Annotated in this window: 14 protein-coding genes; 9 read left to right on the top strand and 5 right to left on the bottom strand. The window is 72.6% G+C overall.

The window, feature by feature from the left end; translation table 11 throughout:
* Positions 1–161 precede the first annotated feature (161 nt).
* The 4 genes from ABD329_RS05985 (at position 162) to ABD329_RS05970 (ending at position 4,773) form a co-directional block, all read left to right on the top strand.
* Positions 162–1,124, top strand: a complete 963-nt coding sequence (locus ABD329_RS05985; protein WP_198281287.1) for a DUF1177 domain-containing protein — start codon at positions 162–164, stop codon at positions 1,122–1,124.
* Positions 1,125–1,179: 55 nt separating this feature from the next.
* Positions 1,180–2,895 carry an OPT/YSL family transporter gene (locus ABD329_RS05980; RefSeq protein WP_198281284.1) on the top strand — a complete coding sequence of 572 codons (1,716 nt, stop codon included), beginning with the start codon at positions 1,180–1,182 and terminating at the stop codon, positions 2,893–2,895.
* Positions 2,896–2,948: 53 nt separating this feature from the next.
* Positions 2,949–3,734, top strand: a complete 786-nt coding sequence (locus ABD329_RS05975) for an AroM family protein (RefSeq protein WP_309142921.1) — start codon at positions 2,949–2,951, stop codon at positions 3,732–3,734.
* A 370-nt stretch (positions 3,735–4,104) separates the two neighbouring features.
* The gene (locus tag ABD329_RS05970) at positions 4,105–4,773 is read left to right on the top strand and encodes an aspartate/glutamate racemase family protein (RefSeq protein ID WP_344316050.1); all 669 of its coding nucleotides are present in this window, start codon (positions 4,105–4,107) and stop codon (positions 4,771–4,773) included.
* A gap of 142 nt (positions 4,774–4,915) precedes the next feature.
* Here the strand turns inward: ABD329_RS05970 and ABD329_RS05965 are convergent, their stop codons facing one another.
* Genes ABD329_RS05965 through glgX form a run of 3 tightly spaced genes read right to left on the bottom strand, consistent with a single transcriptional unit; the run spans position 4,916 to position 11,047 of the window.
* Positions 4,916–6,793, bottom strand: a complete 1,878-nt coding sequence (locus tag ABD329_RS05965; RefSeq protein ID WP_198280748.1) for an ABC transporter ATP-binding protein — start codon at positions 6,791–6,793, stop codon at positions 4,916–4,918.
* Complete coding sequence (locus tag ABD329_RS05960; protein WP_198280747.1) at positions 6,790–8,664, bottom strand: ABC transporter ATP-binding protein; 1,875 nt, start codon at positions 8,662–8,664, stop codon at positions 6,790–6,792. The genes ABD329_RS05965 and ABD329_RS05960 overlap by 4 nt, the downstream gene beginning before the upstream one ends.
* 34 nt (positions 8,665–8,698) lie before the next feature.
* A complete protein-coding gene (gene glgX / locus ABD329_RS05955) occupies positions 8,699–11,047 on the bottom strand; it encodes a glycogen debranching protein GlgX (RefSeq protein WP_344316049.1) in 2,349 nt (782 codons plus the stop codon).
* Positions 11,048–11,374: 327 nt separating this feature from the next.
* Between glgX and ABD329_RS05950 the strand changes: the two genes are divergently transcribed.
* The 5 genes from ABD329_RS05950 (at position 11,375) to ABD329_RS05930 (ending at position 15,714) form a co-directional block, all read left to right on the top strand.
* The gene (locus tag ABD329_RS05950; protein WP_425574287.1) at positions 11,375–12,592 is read left to right on the top strand and encodes a L,D-transpeptidase; all 1,218 of its coding nucleotides are present in this window, start codon (positions 11,375–11,377) and stop codon (positions 12,590–12,592) included.
* Positions 12,593–12,682: 90 nt separating this feature from the next.
* A complete protein-coding gene (locus ABD329_RS05945) occupies positions 12,683–13,450 on the top strand; it encodes an enoyl-CoA hydratase/isomerase family protein (RefSeq protein ID WP_198281909.1) in 768 nt (255 codons plus the stop codon).
* A 301-nt stretch (positions 13,451–13,751) separates the two neighbouring features.
* On the top strand, positions 13,752–14,255 hold the full coding sequence (locus ABD329_RS05940) for an ATP-binding protein (protein WP_138917413.1): 504 nt from the start codon (positions 13,752–13,754) through the stop codon (positions 14,253–14,255).
* A 471-nt stretch (positions 14,256–14,726) separates the two neighbouring features.
* Positions 14,727–15,377 carry an N-acetylmuramoyl-L-alanine amidase gene (locus tag ABD329_RS05935; protein ID WP_344316048.1) on the top strand — a complete coding sequence of 217 codons (651 nt, stop codon included), beginning with the start codon at positions 14,727–14,729 and terminating at the stop codon, positions 15,375–15,377.
* Positions 15,378–15,483: 106 nt separating this feature from the next.
* On the top strand, positions 15,484–15,714 hold the full coding sequence (locus ABD329_RS05930) for an EF-hand domain-containing protein (protein WP_037960901.1): 231 nt from the start codon (positions 15,484–15,486) through the stop codon (positions 15,712–15,714).
* Positions 15,715–15,793: 79 nt separating this feature from the next.
* Here ABD329_RS05930 and ABD329_RS05925 read toward each other — a convergent pair whose 3' ends face one another.
* On the bottom strand, positions 15,794–16,102 hold the full coding sequence (locus tag ABD329_RS05925; RefSeq protein WP_020868286.1) for a hypothetical protein: 309 nt from the start codon (positions 16,100–16,102) through the stop codon (positions 15,794–15,796).
* 63 nt (positions 16,103–16,165) lie between these two features.
* Positions 16,166–16,816 (bottom strand): glycoside hydrolase family 25 protein, encoded by a 651-nt coding sequence (locus ABD329_RS05920; RefSeq protein WP_198281062.1) that lies wholly within the window; start codon positions 16,814–16,816, stop codon positions 16,166–16,168.
* Positions 16,817–16,977: the final 161 nt, after the last annotated feature.

Here is a 16,977-nt window from a genome sequence, read left to right as displayed (position 1 = left end):
GGTGCCGGGAGGATCCCCGGCCAGGCCGGTGCCCGGTGGCAGTGCCCGCCCCGCGCGCCGCTTCCCCGCTCATCTCCGGTCGGGCCATCGCCGCCACCGACCGCATCTTCCCGACCACCGCATCACCCCACCACCGCTTCACCCGCCGTGAGAGGCCAGCCGTGCTCAAACACGTCCTTGACATCATCGAACTCCTCGACCGTCCGCAGACCAGCGGCGCCCTGCTCGCCGACCATCTGCGCGCGGTCCAGGCCGCGGCCGGAGCCGACCCCCAGACGGCGCCCGCGATCGAGGTACGCACCGTCGAGGGCGACAAGGGCAGCACGGACTTCGTCTCCGTCACCGTCCCCGGCCGCCGCGGCAAGCTGTCCGGCGGCGCCGCCCCGACCCTGGGCATCCTCGGCCGGCTCGGCGGAGTCGGCGCCCGCCCGGAGCGGATCGGGCTGGTCTCGGACGCCGACGGGGCGGTCGCGGCGCTGTCCGCCGCGGCCAAGCTGCTGGACATGCACGCTCGGGGCGACGTCCTGGACGGCGATGTCACGCTCTCCACCCATGTCTCCGGCTGGGCCCCCACCCAGCCGCACGACCCGGTGCCCTTCATGGACTCCCCGGTGGACACCCTGGTGTGCAACCGCGAGGAGATCTCGCCCGCGATGGACGCGGTCGTCTCCATCGACACCACCAAGGGCAACCGGCTGCTCAACCACCGCGGCGTCGCCCTCTCGCCCACCGTCTGCCAGGGCTGGATCCTGCGGGTCAGCGAGGATCTGGTGTCCGTCCTGGAGAGCGTGACCGGCGAGTCGGCGCGGATCCTGCCGATCACCACCCAGGACATCACCCCGTACGGCAACGGAGTGCACCACCTCAACTCCATCCTCCAGCCCGCCGTGGCCACCACCGCCCCCGTCGTCGGCCTCGCGATCACGGCGGGCTCGGCGGTCGCCGGCTGCGCCACCGGCGCCAGCCACGAGACCGACATCGCCGTCGCGGCCCGGTTCGCCGTCGAGACCGCCAAGGAGTTCGGCCGCGGCGTCGCCCGCTTCCTGGACGCCGAGGAGTTCGCGCGCCTGGTCGAGCTGTACGGACCCATGACCCACCTCCAGGCCCTCACCCCGGCGGGGTGACCGACCCGTCCGGGGCGATCGACCAGTCCCCGCCCCGGACCCCGCAGGAGTCCCCATGAACCCGAACCCCCAGGCCACCGCCGCGGCCGCGGAAGCCCCACCGCGGTCGCACCCCAGAGCCTTCGAACCGGTCACCCTCGTGCTGACCATCGTGCTGTCGGTCCTCGGCGCGCTGATCGGCATCGTACTGATCACCACGCTCGGGGTGTCGCCCAATACGGCGGTGATCGGCGCCCTGGTGGCGATGCTCATCGGCCGCATCCCGGTGGGCGTGCTGACCCGGATGCGCTCGAAGCACCGGCAGAACCTCGTGCAGTCGGCGATCTCCGGCTCCACCTTCGCCGCGGCCAACTCCCTGCTCACCCCGATCGCGGTGCCCTTCGCTCTCGGGCGTAACGACCTGGTGTGGCCCATGCTCGGCGGGGCCGTCATCGGCCTGGCGGTCGACAGCTGGGTGCTGTACCGGGTGTTCGACTCCAAGCTGCTGCCCGCCACCGGCTCCTGGCCGGCCGGTATCGCGGCGGCCGAGACGATCAAGGCCGGGGACACCGGCGGGCGCAAGGCCGCGATCCTGGGTGCGGGTGCCCTGGTCGGCTTCGTCGGCGCGCTGTTCAAGCTGCCGACCAGCGCCGCGGGTGTGGGCTTCCTGGGCAACATCTGGGCGCTGGCCATGTTCGGCATCGGGCTGACCGTGGGGCAGTACGCCCCCGACTTCGGCTTCGACCTGGGCGCGAACCACGTCCCGCACGGGCTGATGATCGGCGCCGGGCTGGTCGCCCTTTCCCAGGCGCTGCTGCTGATGCGGACGCGGAAGGGCGGGGGCGCCGGGGCTGATCGGGCGGAGAGCGCCGACGGCGGCCCGGACGCCCATGGCGCTGATGGCGCCGATGGCGCCGATGACGTCGATGGCGGCCGTACGGTCCGGGCCCCCCAGCTGCGGCGGGGACTGCTGGAGGGCATGGGCCTCTTCGTCTGCGGCGCGGTCGTGGTCGCGATCGCGGGCGGCGTGGTCGGCGGGCTCTCCGTGCCCGCCCTGGTCGGCTGGGTGCTGCTGGCCGGTGTCGCGGCCATCGTCCACCAGCTGATCGTGGGGCTGGCGGCGATGCACTCCGGCTGGTTCCCGGCCTTCGCCGTCACCCTGATCTTCCTGATCATCGGTCTGGTGCTGCACATCCCGACCGTCCCGCTCGCCCTGCTGGTCGGCTACACGGCCTCCACCGGCCCCGCCTTCGCCGACCTCGGCTACGACTTCAAGGCGGGCTGGCTGCTGCGCCGGGACGCCGCGCCCTGGCGGCCCTTCGAGATCGAGGGGCGGCGCCAGCAGTACCTCGCCCAGCTCGTCGGCTTCGGTGTGGCGCTGGTCGTCGTCGCCGTGGCCTGGAAGGCCTTCTTCTCCGACGGCAAGGTGCCGCCGGTCGCCGAGGTCTACGTCACCACCATCAAGACCGGCCTCGAGCCCGGCACCATGACCACCATGCTGCTGTGGGCGATCCCCGGCGCGCTGGTCCAGCTCATCGGCGGACCCTCCCGGCAGATGGGCGTCCTGCTGGCCACCGGACTCCTGGTGGCCACGCCCCAGGCCGGATGGATGGTCCTCGGCGCCCTGGTGGTCCGTCAGCTCTACACCATGTGGCGGCGGCGCGGGATCGCCGACGCGAGGGCGCGCAAGGAGTCCGACGAGCAGGCCGAGAACGATCTGTCGCTGGTCGGCGCGGGACTCGTCGCCGGAAGCTCCCTCAACGACGTCGGCCAGCTCACCAAGGCCCTGTGAAGAAGCCTGTGGCAGGCCCCGACAACGGCCCTGTGAGGAAGGACGTGCACGCTGTGGACAGCACCGAGGTTGTGGACACCACCGAGGCTGTGGACACCACGGAGACCGTCGACCGCGACCACCCGGCGGGCGGCCCGGCCCTCGGCCTCGTCACCATCGGCCAGGCCCCGCGCGCCGACCTCCGCCCGGACGCCGAACCGCTGCTGCCCGGGGTGCGCCTGGTCGAACACGGTGCGCTCGACGCCGACCGCTTCGACGGCGACGCCGAGGCCGCGACCCGTCGCCTGCTGGCCCCCGAGCACGGCGAGGCACCGCTGGTCTCCCGGCTGCGCGACGGCCGTTCGGTGCTGCTCGGGCACGGCGCGATCGTCCCGCGCATCGCGGACGCGGTCGCCCGCGCGGAGCGGGACGGCGCCGCCGCGACGCTGCTGCTGTGCACCGGCCGCTTCCCGGCGGTACGGGCCACGCGGCCGCTGCTGTTCGCCGAACCGCTGGTGCAGCAGGCCGTGGCCGCGGCCGTGGGCACCGACCCCGTGGGCATCATCTGCCCGCACCCGGACCAGGCGGAGGATGTCTCGCGGCGCTGGGCGGAGCTGCTGCCCGGCCGGGTGGAGACCGCGGTCGCCGATCCGTACGGTCCCGCCGAACGTGCCCTGGACGACGTGGCCGCCGCGGCGCGCGGCCTGGCTGAGCGCGGCAGCTCCTGGCTCGTCCTGGACTGCATCGGCTACACCGAGCGGATGCGCGCCGCCGCCCTGCGGGCCGCGGACCGCCCGGTACTGCTGGCCCGCGCCATCGCCGTCCGGATGGCGGCGGAGGTGGTGGCGGCCTCGGCGTAACGGGTGCGCGGCGTCTGCCGCGCGCCTCCCGTCCGCGTCTCCAGCGCGCCTCCCGCCCGCGTCTGCCGCGCGCCTCCCGTCCGCGTCTCCAGCGCGCCTCCCGCCCGCGTCTGCCGCGTGCCTCCCGTCCGCGTCTCCAGCGCGCCTCCCGCCCGCGTCTGCCGCGCACCTCCCGTCCGCGTCTCCAGCGCGCATCCCGCCCGCGCCTGCCGCGCGCCTCCCGTCCGCGTCTCCAGCGCACCTCCCGCCCGCGCCTGCCGCGCGCCTCCCGCCCGCGCCTCCAGCGCACCTCCAGCCCGCACCTGCCGCCCACACCTCCCGCCCGCGCCTTTCGTCCGACCCGATGTGCCTCATCCACCGGAGGTCCACCATGTCCGTGCCCCAGTCCGCGGCCCCGGCCCGCCCCATCGGGGTGATCCGCGTCCTCACCAGCGAGGACCCCGCCGCCGTCGCCACCCATGGCACGGCCATCGAGGAGCGCTACGGTCTGCCGACCGTCTCGCGGTGCATCCCCGACCAGCCGTACGGCATCCATGACGACGAGTCCGAGGCCCGCGCCGAACCCAAGATCGTGGCGCTCGCCCGGGAGTTGGCCGATGCCGGGGCGCGGGCACTGATCATCAGCTGCGCCGCCGATCCGGCGCTCCAGGAGACGCGTGCGGCCGTCGGCGTCCCCGTCATCGGCGCGGGGTCGGCGGCCGCCGCCGTGGCCCTGGGCCTCGGCCGCCGGGTCGGGGTGCTGGGCATCCGGGACGAGGCACCGCCCGCCGTACGTGCTCTGCTCGGCGACCGTTTCACCGCCTCCGCCCGCCCCCACGGCGTCCACCGCACCACCGATCTGCTCGCCGCGGAGGGGCCCGAGGCGGTGCTGGAGGCGGCCGCCGGGCTCGTCGCGTCGGGCGCGGACACGCTGCTCCTCGCCTGTACGGGCCTGAACACCATTGGCGTCCGGCCCCTGCTGGAGCGGCGGCTGGCCGTCCCGGTCGTGGACCCGGTGCTCGCCGCCGGGCTGCTGGCCTCGTACGCGCACCGGGCCTGAGCGGACGGCGACGGATCGCCGCGCCGCACCCGGCGCCCGCCTCACACCAAGCGGCCCCGCCTCACGCCAAGCAGTCCCGCTTCACGCCAAGCAGTCCCGCCTCACGCCAAGCGGCCCCGCCTCACGCCGAAACAGCCCCGCCTCACACCAAGCTGTCCCGCCACGCCTGGTGCAGTTCCGCGAACCGGCCCTCGCCCGCGATCAGCCGGTCCGGCGGGCCGTCCTCGACGATCCGGCCGTCGGCCATGACCAGCACCCGGTCGGCCGTCTCGACCGTCGACAGCCGGTGGGCGATGACGACCGCCGTACGGTCGCGCAGCACCGTGTCCATGGCGCGCTGCACCGCCCGCTCGCCCGGGATGTCGAGCGAGGAGGTGGCCTCGTCGAGGATGAGGACGGACGGATCGGCGAGCAACGCGCGGGCGAACGCCACCAGTTGGCGCTGACCGGCGGAGATCCGGCCGCCGCGCTTGCGCACATCCGTGTCGTAGCCGTCGGGCAGCGAGGCGATGAAGTCATGTGCGCCGATCGCCTTGGCCGCCTGCTCGATCTCGGCGCGGGTGGCGTCGGGGCGGCCGATGGCGATGTTGTCGGCGACCGTGCCGGAGAAGAGGAACGCCTCCTGCGTCACCATGACCACACCGCGCCGCAGTTCGGGCATGGCCAGATCGCGCAGATCCACCCCGTCGAGCAGCACCCGGCCGTCGCTGGGGTCGTAGAAGCGGGCCAGCAGCTTGGCCAGGGTGGACTTGCCCGCGCCGGTGGCCCCGACCACCGCGACCGTCTGCCCGGCGGGCAGCGTGAGGTCGAAGCGGGGCAGCACCTCGCCGCCGGTGCGATAGGCGAAGCGCACCCCGTCGAAGACCACCTCCCGGCCGGGGGCCTTCGCCGGGCGCGGCGGCAGCGGCTCGGGGTCGGCGGGCTCGGGCACCGAGGGGCGCTGGGCCAGCAGACCGGCGATCTTCTCCAGTGAGGCGGCCGCCGACTGGTAGGAGTTGAGGAACATCCCCAGCCGGTCGATCGGGTCGTACAGTCTGCGCAGATACAGCGCGGCCGCGGCGAGCACCCCGAGCGCGAGTGAACCGGAGGCCACCCGGTAGGCGCCCCAGAGCACGATGGCGGCCACCGCCGCGTTGGCCACCAGCCGGGAGCTGACCACATAGCGGGCCATCTCCAGGATCGCGTCCCCGTTGGCGCGCTCATGACGGTGGTTCTGCTCGCCGAAGCGCGCGTCGTTGGCGCGCTCGCGGCGGAACGCCTGCACGGGGCGGATGCCGTTCATGGTCTCGGTGAACGTCACGATCACCGCCGCGATGGCCGTCGACCGCTTGCGGTACACCCGCATCGAGCGCCGCTGGAAGGAGCGGATCAGCAGATACAGCGGCCAGAAGGAGAGCACGGCCGCCCCGCCGAGACCCCAGTCCAGATACAGCAGCGTGATGGAGATGTAGACCACCGAGAGCGCGACCCCGAGCAGCTCCTCCAGGCCCTCGATGAGCAGCTCGCGCAGCGACTCGACGTCCGTCGTGGCGCGGGAGATCAGCCGGCCGGAGGTGTACCGCTCATGGAAATCCACGCTCAGCGCCTGGGCGTGACGGAAGATCCGGCCGCGCAGATCCAGCAGCACGTCCTGGCTGATCCGCGCGGAGGCCCGGATGAACGCGTACTGGAGCGCCCCGGAGGCGAGCGCACAGCCCAGATAGCCCGCGCCGACGGCGATCAGCGGGCCGTGGCCGCCGTCCCGGAAGGCGGGCACGGCGCGGTCGATGGCGTACGCCACGAGCAGCGGACCCGCCTGGACGGCGGCCTGCTGGAGCAGCAGCGACACGGCCGCCAGCCACACCCGCCCCCGGCGCGGGGAGAGCAGCGAGCGCAGCAGGGCGAACGACGCGCCCTTGGGCACCGGCAGGACGTCCCGGTCGAACGGGTCGTCCGACGACGCCCGGCCCCCGCCTCCGTCCTCCCCGTCCCGGCCGTCCCAGTCGTCGGTGCTCTCCCGCTCCTCCTCGACCGTGGTCATGGGCTTCTCTCCCCCTCCTCGGCTTCCTGCCCGGACATCAGCGAGCGGTACTCCGCGCTCTCCCGCAGCAGCCGCTGATGGGTGCCGACGGCGGCGATCCGGCCCTCCGACAGCAGCGCGACCCGGTCGGCGAGCAGCACGGTGGACGGCCGGTGGGCGACGACCAGCGCGGTCGTGGACGCCAGCACCCGCCGCAGCGCCGCCTCCACCAGCGCTTCGGTGTGTACGTCGAGCGCGGACAGCGGATCGTCGAGCACCAGGAACCGGGGGCGGCCCACGACGGCCCGCGCCAGCGCGAGCCGCTGCCGCTGACCGCCGGACAGGCTCAGCCCCTGCTCGCCGACCTCGGTGTCGGTGCCCTCCGGCAGGGCGTGCACGAAGTCGGCCTGCGCCACCTTCAGGGCCCGCAGCAGCTCCTCCGTCCCCGCGTCGGCGGCGCCCATGAGGACGTTCTCCCCGGCGGTGGCGGAGAACAGCGTGGGCTCCTCGAACGCGACGGCCACCAGGCCGCGCAGCTCCTCCCGGGAGAGGGCGGTGATGTCCCGGCCGTCGAGGGTGATCCGGCCGCGCGTGACCTCGTGGAGCCGGGGGACGAGGGCGGTGAGGGTGGTCTTCCCGGAACCGGTCGCCCCGACCAGCGCCATGGTCTCGCCGGGCCTGATGTGGAGATCGACCCCGCGCAGCACGGGCGGCTCCTCCGGCGGCGCGTCCGCGTAGCCGAACTCCACCCCCTCGAACCGCAGCCCGCCCTCGCCCTCCCGCTCCTGCGCGGAGTGCTCCTGGCCGCGCTCCTGCGCAGGCCGCTCCTGGTCGCGCTCCCGCGAGGACGCGGCCCGAAGCCGGTCGGCGGCCGTGGCCGGTTCCGCGTCCATGACGTCGAAATAGCGGTCGGTGGCCGTGGCCGCGTCCTGGCTCATGGCGAGGAGGAAGCCCAGGGACTCCACCGGCCAGCGCAGCGTCAGGGCGGTGGAGAGGAAGGCGACCAGCGTGCCCGCCGACAGATCCCCGTCGGCCACCCGCACCGTGCCCAGCACCAGCGCCGCGCCGATCGCCAGCTCCGGCAGGGTCATGATCAGCGCCCAGATCGCGGCCAGCAGCCGCGCCTTGTGCAGCTCGGTGGCGCGGACCCGCTCGGACAGGGCGCGGAAGGCGCGGGCCTGGCTGCGGTGGCGGCCGAAGCCCTTGACGATCCGGACGCCCAGCACGCCCTCCTCCACGACCGTCGTCAGGTCGCCGGTCTGGTCCTGCACGGTGCGGGCCACCGTCGAGTACCGCGTCTCGAACAGCGAGCAGAGGATCATCAGCGGCACCGCCGGGACCATCAGGACCAGGCCCAGCGTCCACTCCTGGGACAGCAGAATGCCGAACCCGGCCAGGATGGTGACCCCGTTGACCACCAGGAAGGTGAGCGGGAAGGCCAGGAACATCCGCAGCAGCATCAGATCGGTCGTGGCCCGCGACAGCAGCTGGCCCGAGGCCCAGCGGTCGTGGAAGGAGACCGGCAGCCGCTGGAGATGGCGGTAGAGATCGGCGCGCATCGCGGCCTCGACGGACGCCAGCGGCCGACCCACCAGCCAGCGCCGCAGCCCGAAGAGCGCGGCCTCGGCCGTGCCGAGGGCGAGCAGCAGCGCACCGCCCAGCCAGACCCCGCCCGGGTCCCGGTGGGCCACCGGCCCGTCCACCATCCACTTGAGCACCAGCGGGATGACCAGCCCCATGCAGGAGGCGACGACCGCCACCCCGGCCGCGCCGAACAGCCGCGCCCGCACCGGGCGCACATATGGCCACAGCCGCAGAAGCGAACGCGTGGCGGAGCGGTGCCGGGTGGCGGCACCGCCTTCCTGGGCGCGGGGTTCACTCGTCACAGCCATCAGTGGGGAGACTACGGTCCGCCACTGACAGTGCTCACTCGGTTTTTTGGCGTAGGTCCACGGAGGTGAGGGCGCGCAGCAGCAGGACCGAGCGTTCCGGAAGCTCGATGGGCGCGCCCGCCGCGAGGAGTGTGCCCGGGGGCGCGTCCTGCTCCTCGCGGGTGGTGTCCAGCAGGAGCTCGTACCCCCGGGCCCAGGGCGGCCCGGGGAGGGTGAAGGGGACCGGCCGGGGGCCCGCGTGCAGCAGCGCCAGGAAGCTGTCGTCGGTGACCGGGGCGCCGTGCGGATCGCGCTGGGGCAGTTCGCGGCCCGACAGATAGGCCCCGAGGGCGGTCGTCGGCGCGTACCAGTCGGATTCGGTCATCTCGGTGCCGTGCGGGGTGAACCACGCCAGGTCGCGCAGCCCCTCCGGGGGCCGGGCCACCCCGGAGAAGAAGGCCGGGCGGCGCAACACCGGATGGGCCCGGCGCAGCCGTATCAGCCGGGCGGTGAGCTCGGTGAGGGCGCGCCAGCCCGGGTCCTCCAGCAGCGACCAGTCCAGCCAGCCGGTCTCGTTGTCCTGGCAGTACGCGTTGTTGTTGCCGCCCTGGGTGCGGCCCAGCTCATCGCCCGCGACCAGCATCGGCACCCCGGTGGAGAGCAGCAGGGTGGCCAGCAGGTTGCGCAGCTGGCGGCGGCGCAGCGCGCGGATGCCGGGGTCGTCGGTCTCGCCCTCGGCGCCGCAGTTCCAGGCGCGGTTGTCGGGGGAGCCGTCGCGGTTGCCCTCCCCGTTGGCCTCGTTGTGCTTGCGCTCGTACGAGACCAGGTCGCGCAGGGTGAAACCGTCGTGCGCGGTGATGAAGTTGACCGAGGCGTACGGGCGGCGGCCACGGCGCTCGTACAGATCGCTGGAGCCGGAGAGCCGGTAGCCCAGCTCGCGGGCGTCGGGCAGCGCCCCGCGCCAGAAGTCCCGCACCGCGTCGCGGTAGCGGTCGTTCCACTCCGCCCACAGCGGCGGGAAGGCGCCCACCTGATAGCCGCCGGAGCCCACGTCCCACGGCTCCGCGATCAGCTTGACCCGGCGCAGCACCGGATCCTGCGCGATCACGGCCAGGAAGGGCGAGAGCATGTCCACGCCGTGCGCGGCGCGGGCCAGCGCGCTGGCCAGGTCGAAGCGGAAGCCGTCCACGCCCATCTCGGTGACCCAGTAGCGCAGCGAGTCGGTGATCAGGCGGAGAACCTGCGGCTGGAGGACGTTGAGGGTGTTGCCGCAGCCGGTGAAGTCGGCGTAGCGGCGGGGGTCCTGCTGGAGCCGGTAGTAGCCGCGGTTGTCGACACCGCGCAGCGAGAGGGTGGGCCCCAGCTCATTGGCCTCGGCGGTGTGGTTGTAGACCACGTCGAGGATCACCTCGATCCCGGCGGCGTGCAGGGCGCGCACCATCCGCCGGAACTCCCCGACCTGCTCGCCCCGGGTGCCGCCGGCCGCGTATCCGGCGTGCGGCGCGAAGTAGCCGATGGAGTTGTAGCCCCAGTAGTTGCGCAATCCCCGGCGCAGCAGATGGTCCTCGTGGGCGAACTGATGCACCGGCAGCAGCTCCACCGCCGTGACCCCGAGCCGGGTCAGATGGTCGATCGCCGCCGGATGCGCCAGCCCCGCGTAGGTGCCGCGGAGTTCGGGCGGCACCCCGGGGTGGCGCATGGTGAAGCCGCGCACATGGAGTTCGTAGATCACCGATTCGGCCCAGGGGGTCTTGGGCCGCCGGTCCCCGGTCCACTCGTCGGGCGCCCCGGCCGCCGCGTCGTCGCCGATGACCACGCCCTTGGGGACGTACGGGGCGGAGTCGCGATCGTCCCGTACGGTGTCCGCCACATGCTGCTGCGGCCAGTCCCGCACATGTCCGTAGACCTCCGCGGGCAGCGCGAAGTCCCCGTCCACGGCGCGGGCGTACGGATCCAGCAGCAGCTTCGCCGGATTCCAGCGGGCGCCGGTCCAGGGGTCCCAGCGGCCGTGCACGCGGTAGCCGTAGCGGCGGCCGGGCAGCACTCCGGGGACGAAGCCGTGCCAGACCTCATGGGTGAGCTCGGTGAGCGGACAGCGGAGCTCCTGGCCGTCGTCGTCGAACAGGCACAGGTCGACGGCCTCGGCACCGCCCGCCCACAGCGCGAAGTTGGTCCCCCACGCCCCGTCGGGGCCCCGGCAGGGCCGGGCGCCGAGCGGCTCCGGGCTCCCCGGCAGGACGGCGGGGCCCGCCGCGGGGGCGGGGGACCGGTCGCGGCGCGGCGCGACGGCCGTGGGGCGGTGGCCGACGGGGTGCCCCACCGCCGTCGCCGAGGGGCGTGCGGGCGTTCCGTCGCGGGTCTCCCGCTGGGCTGTACGCGTCTCCTGCTCGGCTGCGCTGGACACATCGGCCTCCGCGGCTCGCGGCCAACCGCCTCCGCCCGGTGGGAGGGAGGCGGGCAGCACCTCATGGCGGGCCGGTGGGCCCGCGGTGTCCCGTCCCGCACGGCCCGCCCTGCGCCCTCCCACCTGTTCTGCCCGTAATCCCGCCGACTCGCACGTTTTCCCCCGCCGCCACCGGACGATCATCCTGGGACCCCGCTGGCCTGGGACTGAAACGTGACCATCGAGGGGAGCCCACTGTCGGCGGCGTGTGATTACCTATCGCCAGGCACGCCTTGCGCGTGGTCGGGGTTGCCGCGGGGGCGCGGCCCTGGGGAGGGGAGAAGTGTTGTGACGGTGCGGCGGATACCGGGGGCGGTGCGGGGCGGCCGCAAGGGGCTTCTCGCGCTGCTGCTCGCGGGGTTGCTGATGGCCGTGGCCGCGTGCGGCGGCGGTGGCTCCGACGACGACGGTAAGAAGGACGGCAAGGGCGACCGGCCCAGGACCTCCCGCGCCGTGGTGACCATCGCGCCCAAGGACGGCGCCAAGGGCGTGGACACCAGCGGCGCCCTGAAGGTCACCTCGGCGAAGGGCACCCTGTCCTCGGTCAAGGTCAAGGACGCGAAGGGCGCCGCGGTCGAGGGGAAGATCGCCCAGGGTGGGAAGAGCTGGCGGCCCGACGCCCATCTCCGCTCGGACACCACCTACACCGTGGACGCGGTCGCCAAGGACGCCCACGGTCTGACCACGGCCAAGCACGCGACCTTCACCACCCTCCGTCCCAAGAACACCTTCGTGGGCATCTACACCCCGGAGGACGGCACGACGGTCGGCGTCGGCATGCCGGTCTCGCTCCACTTCACCCGCGGCATCACCCACCCCGCGGACGTGGAGAAGGGGATAAAGGTCAGTGCCTCGCCGTCGGTGCCGATCGAGGGCCACTGGTTCGGCAACGACCGGCTGGACTTCCGGCCCGAGGAGTACTGGAAGCCCGGCACCAAGGTGACGCTCCGCATGGACCTCGACGGGGTCGAGGGCAGGCCGGGGGTGTACGGCGAGCAGCGGAAGTCCGTGACGTTCACCATCGGCCGCAGCCAGATCTCCGTCGTCGACGCCAAGTCCAAGAAGATGACGGTCAAGCGGGACGGCAAGACCATCAAGACCATCCCCATCACCTCGGGCGCGCCCGGCCACGAGACCTACAACGGCAAGATGGTGATCAGCGAGAAGCATCCGGTGACCCGGATGGACGGTGCCACGGTCGGCTTCGACGGGGAGTACGACATCAAGGACGTGCCGCACGCCATGCGGCTGTCGACGTCGGGCACCTTCATCCACGGCAACTACTGGGCGGGGCGGCCCACGTTCGGTTCTTCCAACGTCAGCCACGGCTGTGTGGGCCTGTTCGACCAGCGCGGCGGAGGGGACTCCTCCACCCCGGCGGCCTGGTTCTTCCGCAAGTCGATCCTCGGCGATGTGGTGATCGTGAAGAACTCCCATGACGAGACCGTCCAGCCGGACAACGGGCTCAACGGCTGGAACATGTCCTGGGAGAAGTGGAAGGCATGACCCCGGCCGGTGTCCGGGCGCCCCGTCGAGGGCGTCCCGGCGCCGCCCCCGCCCCTCCGCTCCGGTGTTAGCGGGCGCTAACCTGCGCTCATGACTGTGAACCTCGAGGTTGCCGACGGCGTTGCCACCTTCCGCCTTGACCGCCCCCCGATGAACGCGCTCGACATCGCCACCCAGGACCGGCTGCGGGAGCTCGCGGCCGAGGTGACCCGCCGCGACGATGTGCGCGCGGTGGTCATCTGGGGTGGTGAGAAGGTGTTCGCGGCCGGCGCGGACATCAAGGAGATGCGGGAGATGGACCACGCCGCGATGGTGGTCCGCTCCGGTGACCTCCAGGAGTCCTTCACCGCCGTGGCCCGGATCCCCAAGCCCGTGGTCGCCGCCGTCACCGGCTACGCGCTCGGCGGCGGCTGCGAGCTGGCGCTGTGCGCCGACTTCCGGATCGCCGCGGAGAACGCCAAGCTCGGCCAGCCCGAGATCCTGCTCGGTCTGATCCCGGGCGCGGGCGGCACCCAGCGGCTGGCCCGGCTGGTCGGCCCGGCCAAGGCCAAGGACCTCATCTTCACGGGCCGTCAGGTCAAGGCCGACGAGGCGCTCGCCATCGGCCTGGTGGACCGGGTGGTACCGGCCGAGGAGGTCTATGCGCAGGCCCACGCCTGGGCGGCGAAGCTGGCCAAGGGCCCGGCGATCGCGCTGCGCGCGGCCAAGGAGTCGGTGGACCGGGGGCTGGAGACGGACCTCGACAGCGGTCTCGCCATCGAACGGAACTGGTTCGCCGGGCTGTTCGCCACCGAGGACCGGGAGATCGGGATGCGCAGCTTTGTCGAGGACGGGCCGGGCAAGGCCACGTTCCGCTGACATCCGACCGGTTCCGATCGCCTCGGCCGGGGCCAGAGACGTCATCCCGGCCGAGGTCGCGGCGGTGCGTATGCCCCGTGCGAGCGAATTTTCTTCGCCAACGGTCGGCCCTCGACCGATCCGGTCCGGTACGCTGGGTGATCGCGCGTATGCGCGGTGACATCGCTGGTCAGGCGGGGTGTTGCGGTTCCCCAACTGCCCTTGGCATATGTCGGATCGGATGTATGGAGCCTGGGGCTCCGGTGTTCGGAATCCCATGGTTCCGCCCCGGATGGCCTTTTGGGCGGCCATGATGGGGGGCATGGCGGGCTTGGAGGGAATGGAGCAGCCGCAGCAGCGCACTGGTACGGCTGCGGTGCGGGGGGCGCCGTCCGTCGAGGACGATCTGGCCCTCAGGGCGCTTGACCTCTTCGGGAACCCCGCGTGCGAGGAGGTGCGGCTGCCCTCCCGTCCCGAGTCCGCGGGGACCGCCCGCCGGATGGCCGAATTCGTGGTGGCGCGGGACTGGGGGCTGGGCCATCAGCTCGCCGAGCACACGGTGCTGCTGGTCTCCGAGCTCGTCGGCAACGCCGTACGGCACACCGGCGCCCGCACCTTCGGGCTGCGGATGCTGCGGCGGCGCGGCTGGATCCGGGTCGAGGTCCGCGACCCGTCCCGGGGGCTGCCGTGCCTGATGCCGGTGGGGGAACTCGACACCAGTGGGCGCGGGCTGATGCTGGTCGACCAGCTCTCCCAGCGGTGGGGGGTCGATCTGCTGCCGTGCGGCAAGACGACCTGGTTCGAGATGCGAGTGGCCGAAAACTGATCGTCCGTACGCCGGGGTGGACCACGCGCGGGGCGCGAGAGCGCGCGAAGGGCCGCGGAGGAGCGTGAAAGGGGCCCCCGTGTCGTCGCGCGCCGACGGCACGGGGGCCCCTTCCGTCCCCGGCCATGGCGCGAAAGGGGTGTTCGCCGTGGCATTCGGGGGAAGCGACCTCGCCCGGGTCAATGGGGGTCGCGGCCCCGACTATCGCAGAGACGGTAGAGCACTTCCAAGCCAATCCAAGGTGAGGTGTAACACTTGCCTTGTTAATGGCGGGTAGGGCGGCAAATTTCCTTTGTTGTCGACCCGATACTTTCGAAACTCCAGTGGTCCAGACCGTGACGCGAAATCTTTCTTTGCGCGGCGGTTCTTGGCATGGCCCTGCCGAGGACTCACCATGGAAGCGCGCTACGCGCGTCACACCCCCACCGCGTCACCCCCTTTGTCCCCGCTACGACATTCGGGAGACCCCCCATGGAAGCGCACGGCCGCACCCCCACCCGGCGCGCCCTGCTCCGCTCGGGCGCCTATCTCGCCACCGCCGCCACCGGACTCGCCGCCGCCACCGCCGCGACGGCCACCACCGCCCACGCCGACGACAGACGCCGCCGCCGCGCGGCCGCCTATCCCCCCACCCACTGGATCCCGGCCTCCACCGCCAACTACCGCGTCTCCAGCCGCCCGACCTCGTATCCGATCGACTTCGTCGTCATCCATGTGACGCAGGAGACCTTCCCGGACGCGATGAAGATCTTCCAGGACCCGGCCAAGCAGGTCTCCATCCACTACATGGTCGCCTCGGCCGACGGCTATATCGGGCAGTTCGTCCGGGAGAAGGACGTCGCCTGGCACGCGGGCAACAAGGACTACAACAACCGCAGCATCGGCATCGAGCACGAGGGCTGGGTGGATGACCCCAAGTGGTTCACGGACGAGATGTACGCCTCGTCCGCCGCCCTGACCGCGGCCGTCTGCGACCGCTACGGCATCCCCAAGAACCGCGACCACATCATCGGCCATGTGGAGGTCCCCGGCACCGACCACACCGACCCCGGCCCGCTGTGGGACTGGGACCGCTATATGAGGCTGGTCAACGGAGGGAGCCGGGTACACCGCCGGGCCTGAGGCCGCGAACCGGACGCCGAGCGCGCCGTGACACGGCCGAGACGAACCGGCCACCCCGGACCGCTAATCTGTGCGGGTCAGGAAACGCACGGAAGGGGCGGAACAGGTGGCGGACATCGAGGCGGCGCGCAAGGCGTTCGAGCGGTATGACCTCAACGGTGACGGCCAGATCACCGCGGCCGAGTACAAGAGCGTGATGGCGCAGCTGGGGGACCCGTATGTCACGGAGCCCGTCGCCCAGGCCGTCATCAACGCCCACGACTCCAACGGTGACGGTCTGCTCACCTTCGACGAGTTCTGGGCGGCCCAGAACAAGAGCGGTGAGAAGACCGCCTGAAACAGGCCGCGAGCGGACCCGCTGAGCAGGTCGAAGACCGGCGACACGGGCCGGACGGACGACGGCGCGGCCGGCGCGCTCAGCGCCAGCCGCGCCGCTGTGCGCCGGCCCGCCGTCTGCGGTCGTTGCACAGCAGACAGCGGCCGTAGCCGGGCGGCAGCGGGTCGTCCGGATCCCCGTACAGCGGATCGACGGCCCCGCGCGGATGCTCCGGACAGCCCGTGGAACCGTGCTCGGCGGTCAGCGATCCGGCCGCGGCGAGCGCCCGCCGCAGGGCGTCGGTGAGCAGCTCGGTCTCCGGCCCGGAGGGTGCGGCGTCCAGCGAGAAGGCGATGTCCGACGCGGTGGTGAGCGCGCTGCGGAGTTCGCGCAGGTCTGCGTAACTCATACCGGGCAGCGTAGGCGCCCCCACCGACAACGCCCCGAGGGGCCCGGGGCCTCCGGGGCCCGGTCAGACCCCGTCCTCGGCGTTCTCGGCGTTCTTCACATCCTCCGCCGCGTGTGCGTCCGCCACGTCCTCCGTCTCCTCATCGGCGGTGAGCGCCGCCCGGCTGGGGTCGGCCCATGCCTGGAGCGCGGACTTGCTGGAGAAGTTCGCCACGTCCTTGTCCAGCGGGCGGTCGGTGTACTGGTGGATCCGCCACTTCGCCTTGATCCGCGGCTTGCCCGCCGTCACGTAGTCCGCTATCCACAGGCCGTCGCCGGCGTACGACGTGGTGTCGTGGTTGAGCCAGAAGTTCCGGTTGCAGTAGAGCATCACCCGGTGCGTGGGCCGCAGCTTCTTGACCTCGCGGATGAACCGGTCCTTCTCGGCGTTGCTGGCGCGGGTGCCGGAACCGGTGGTCTCCCAGTCCACGGCGAGCAGATCGTGCTTCTGGGACGCGCACTTCTCGACGAAGTAACGCGCCTGTGCCGCGATGTTGCCCGGCCACAGGAAGTGGTAGAAGCCGACGACGCATCCCGCCTTGCGCGCCCGGGACGCCTGCGAGGTCTGCTTCGGGTTGATGTACGACCGGCCTTCGGTGGCCTTGATGAAGACGAAGGCCAGTCCGTCCGCGTCGAACGTGGACTGGTGCGAACTCACGTCGATGCCGTGCAGCATGGCGCCTACCTCGGGTCAAGAACGGGTGAATACACGGGTGTTATTCCCCCTCTCGTACGCAGGACCCTACTGGGACGGGATCTCGATCCGCAGCCGTTCGGCGCCACACTGGGGGGACCGGGCGGGAGGAGGAGCGGACCCGAGGGTTTGGCCATCCCCCG

It is taken from the genome of Streptomyces javensis (assembly GCF_039525925.1).
Lineage (GTDB): Bacteria > Actinomycetota > Actinomycetes > Streptomycetales > Streptomycetaceae > Streptomyces > Streptomyces asiaticus.
Note: the sequence above shows the minus strand (reverse complement) of the source record. Positions and strands in the feature narration are given on the sequence as shown.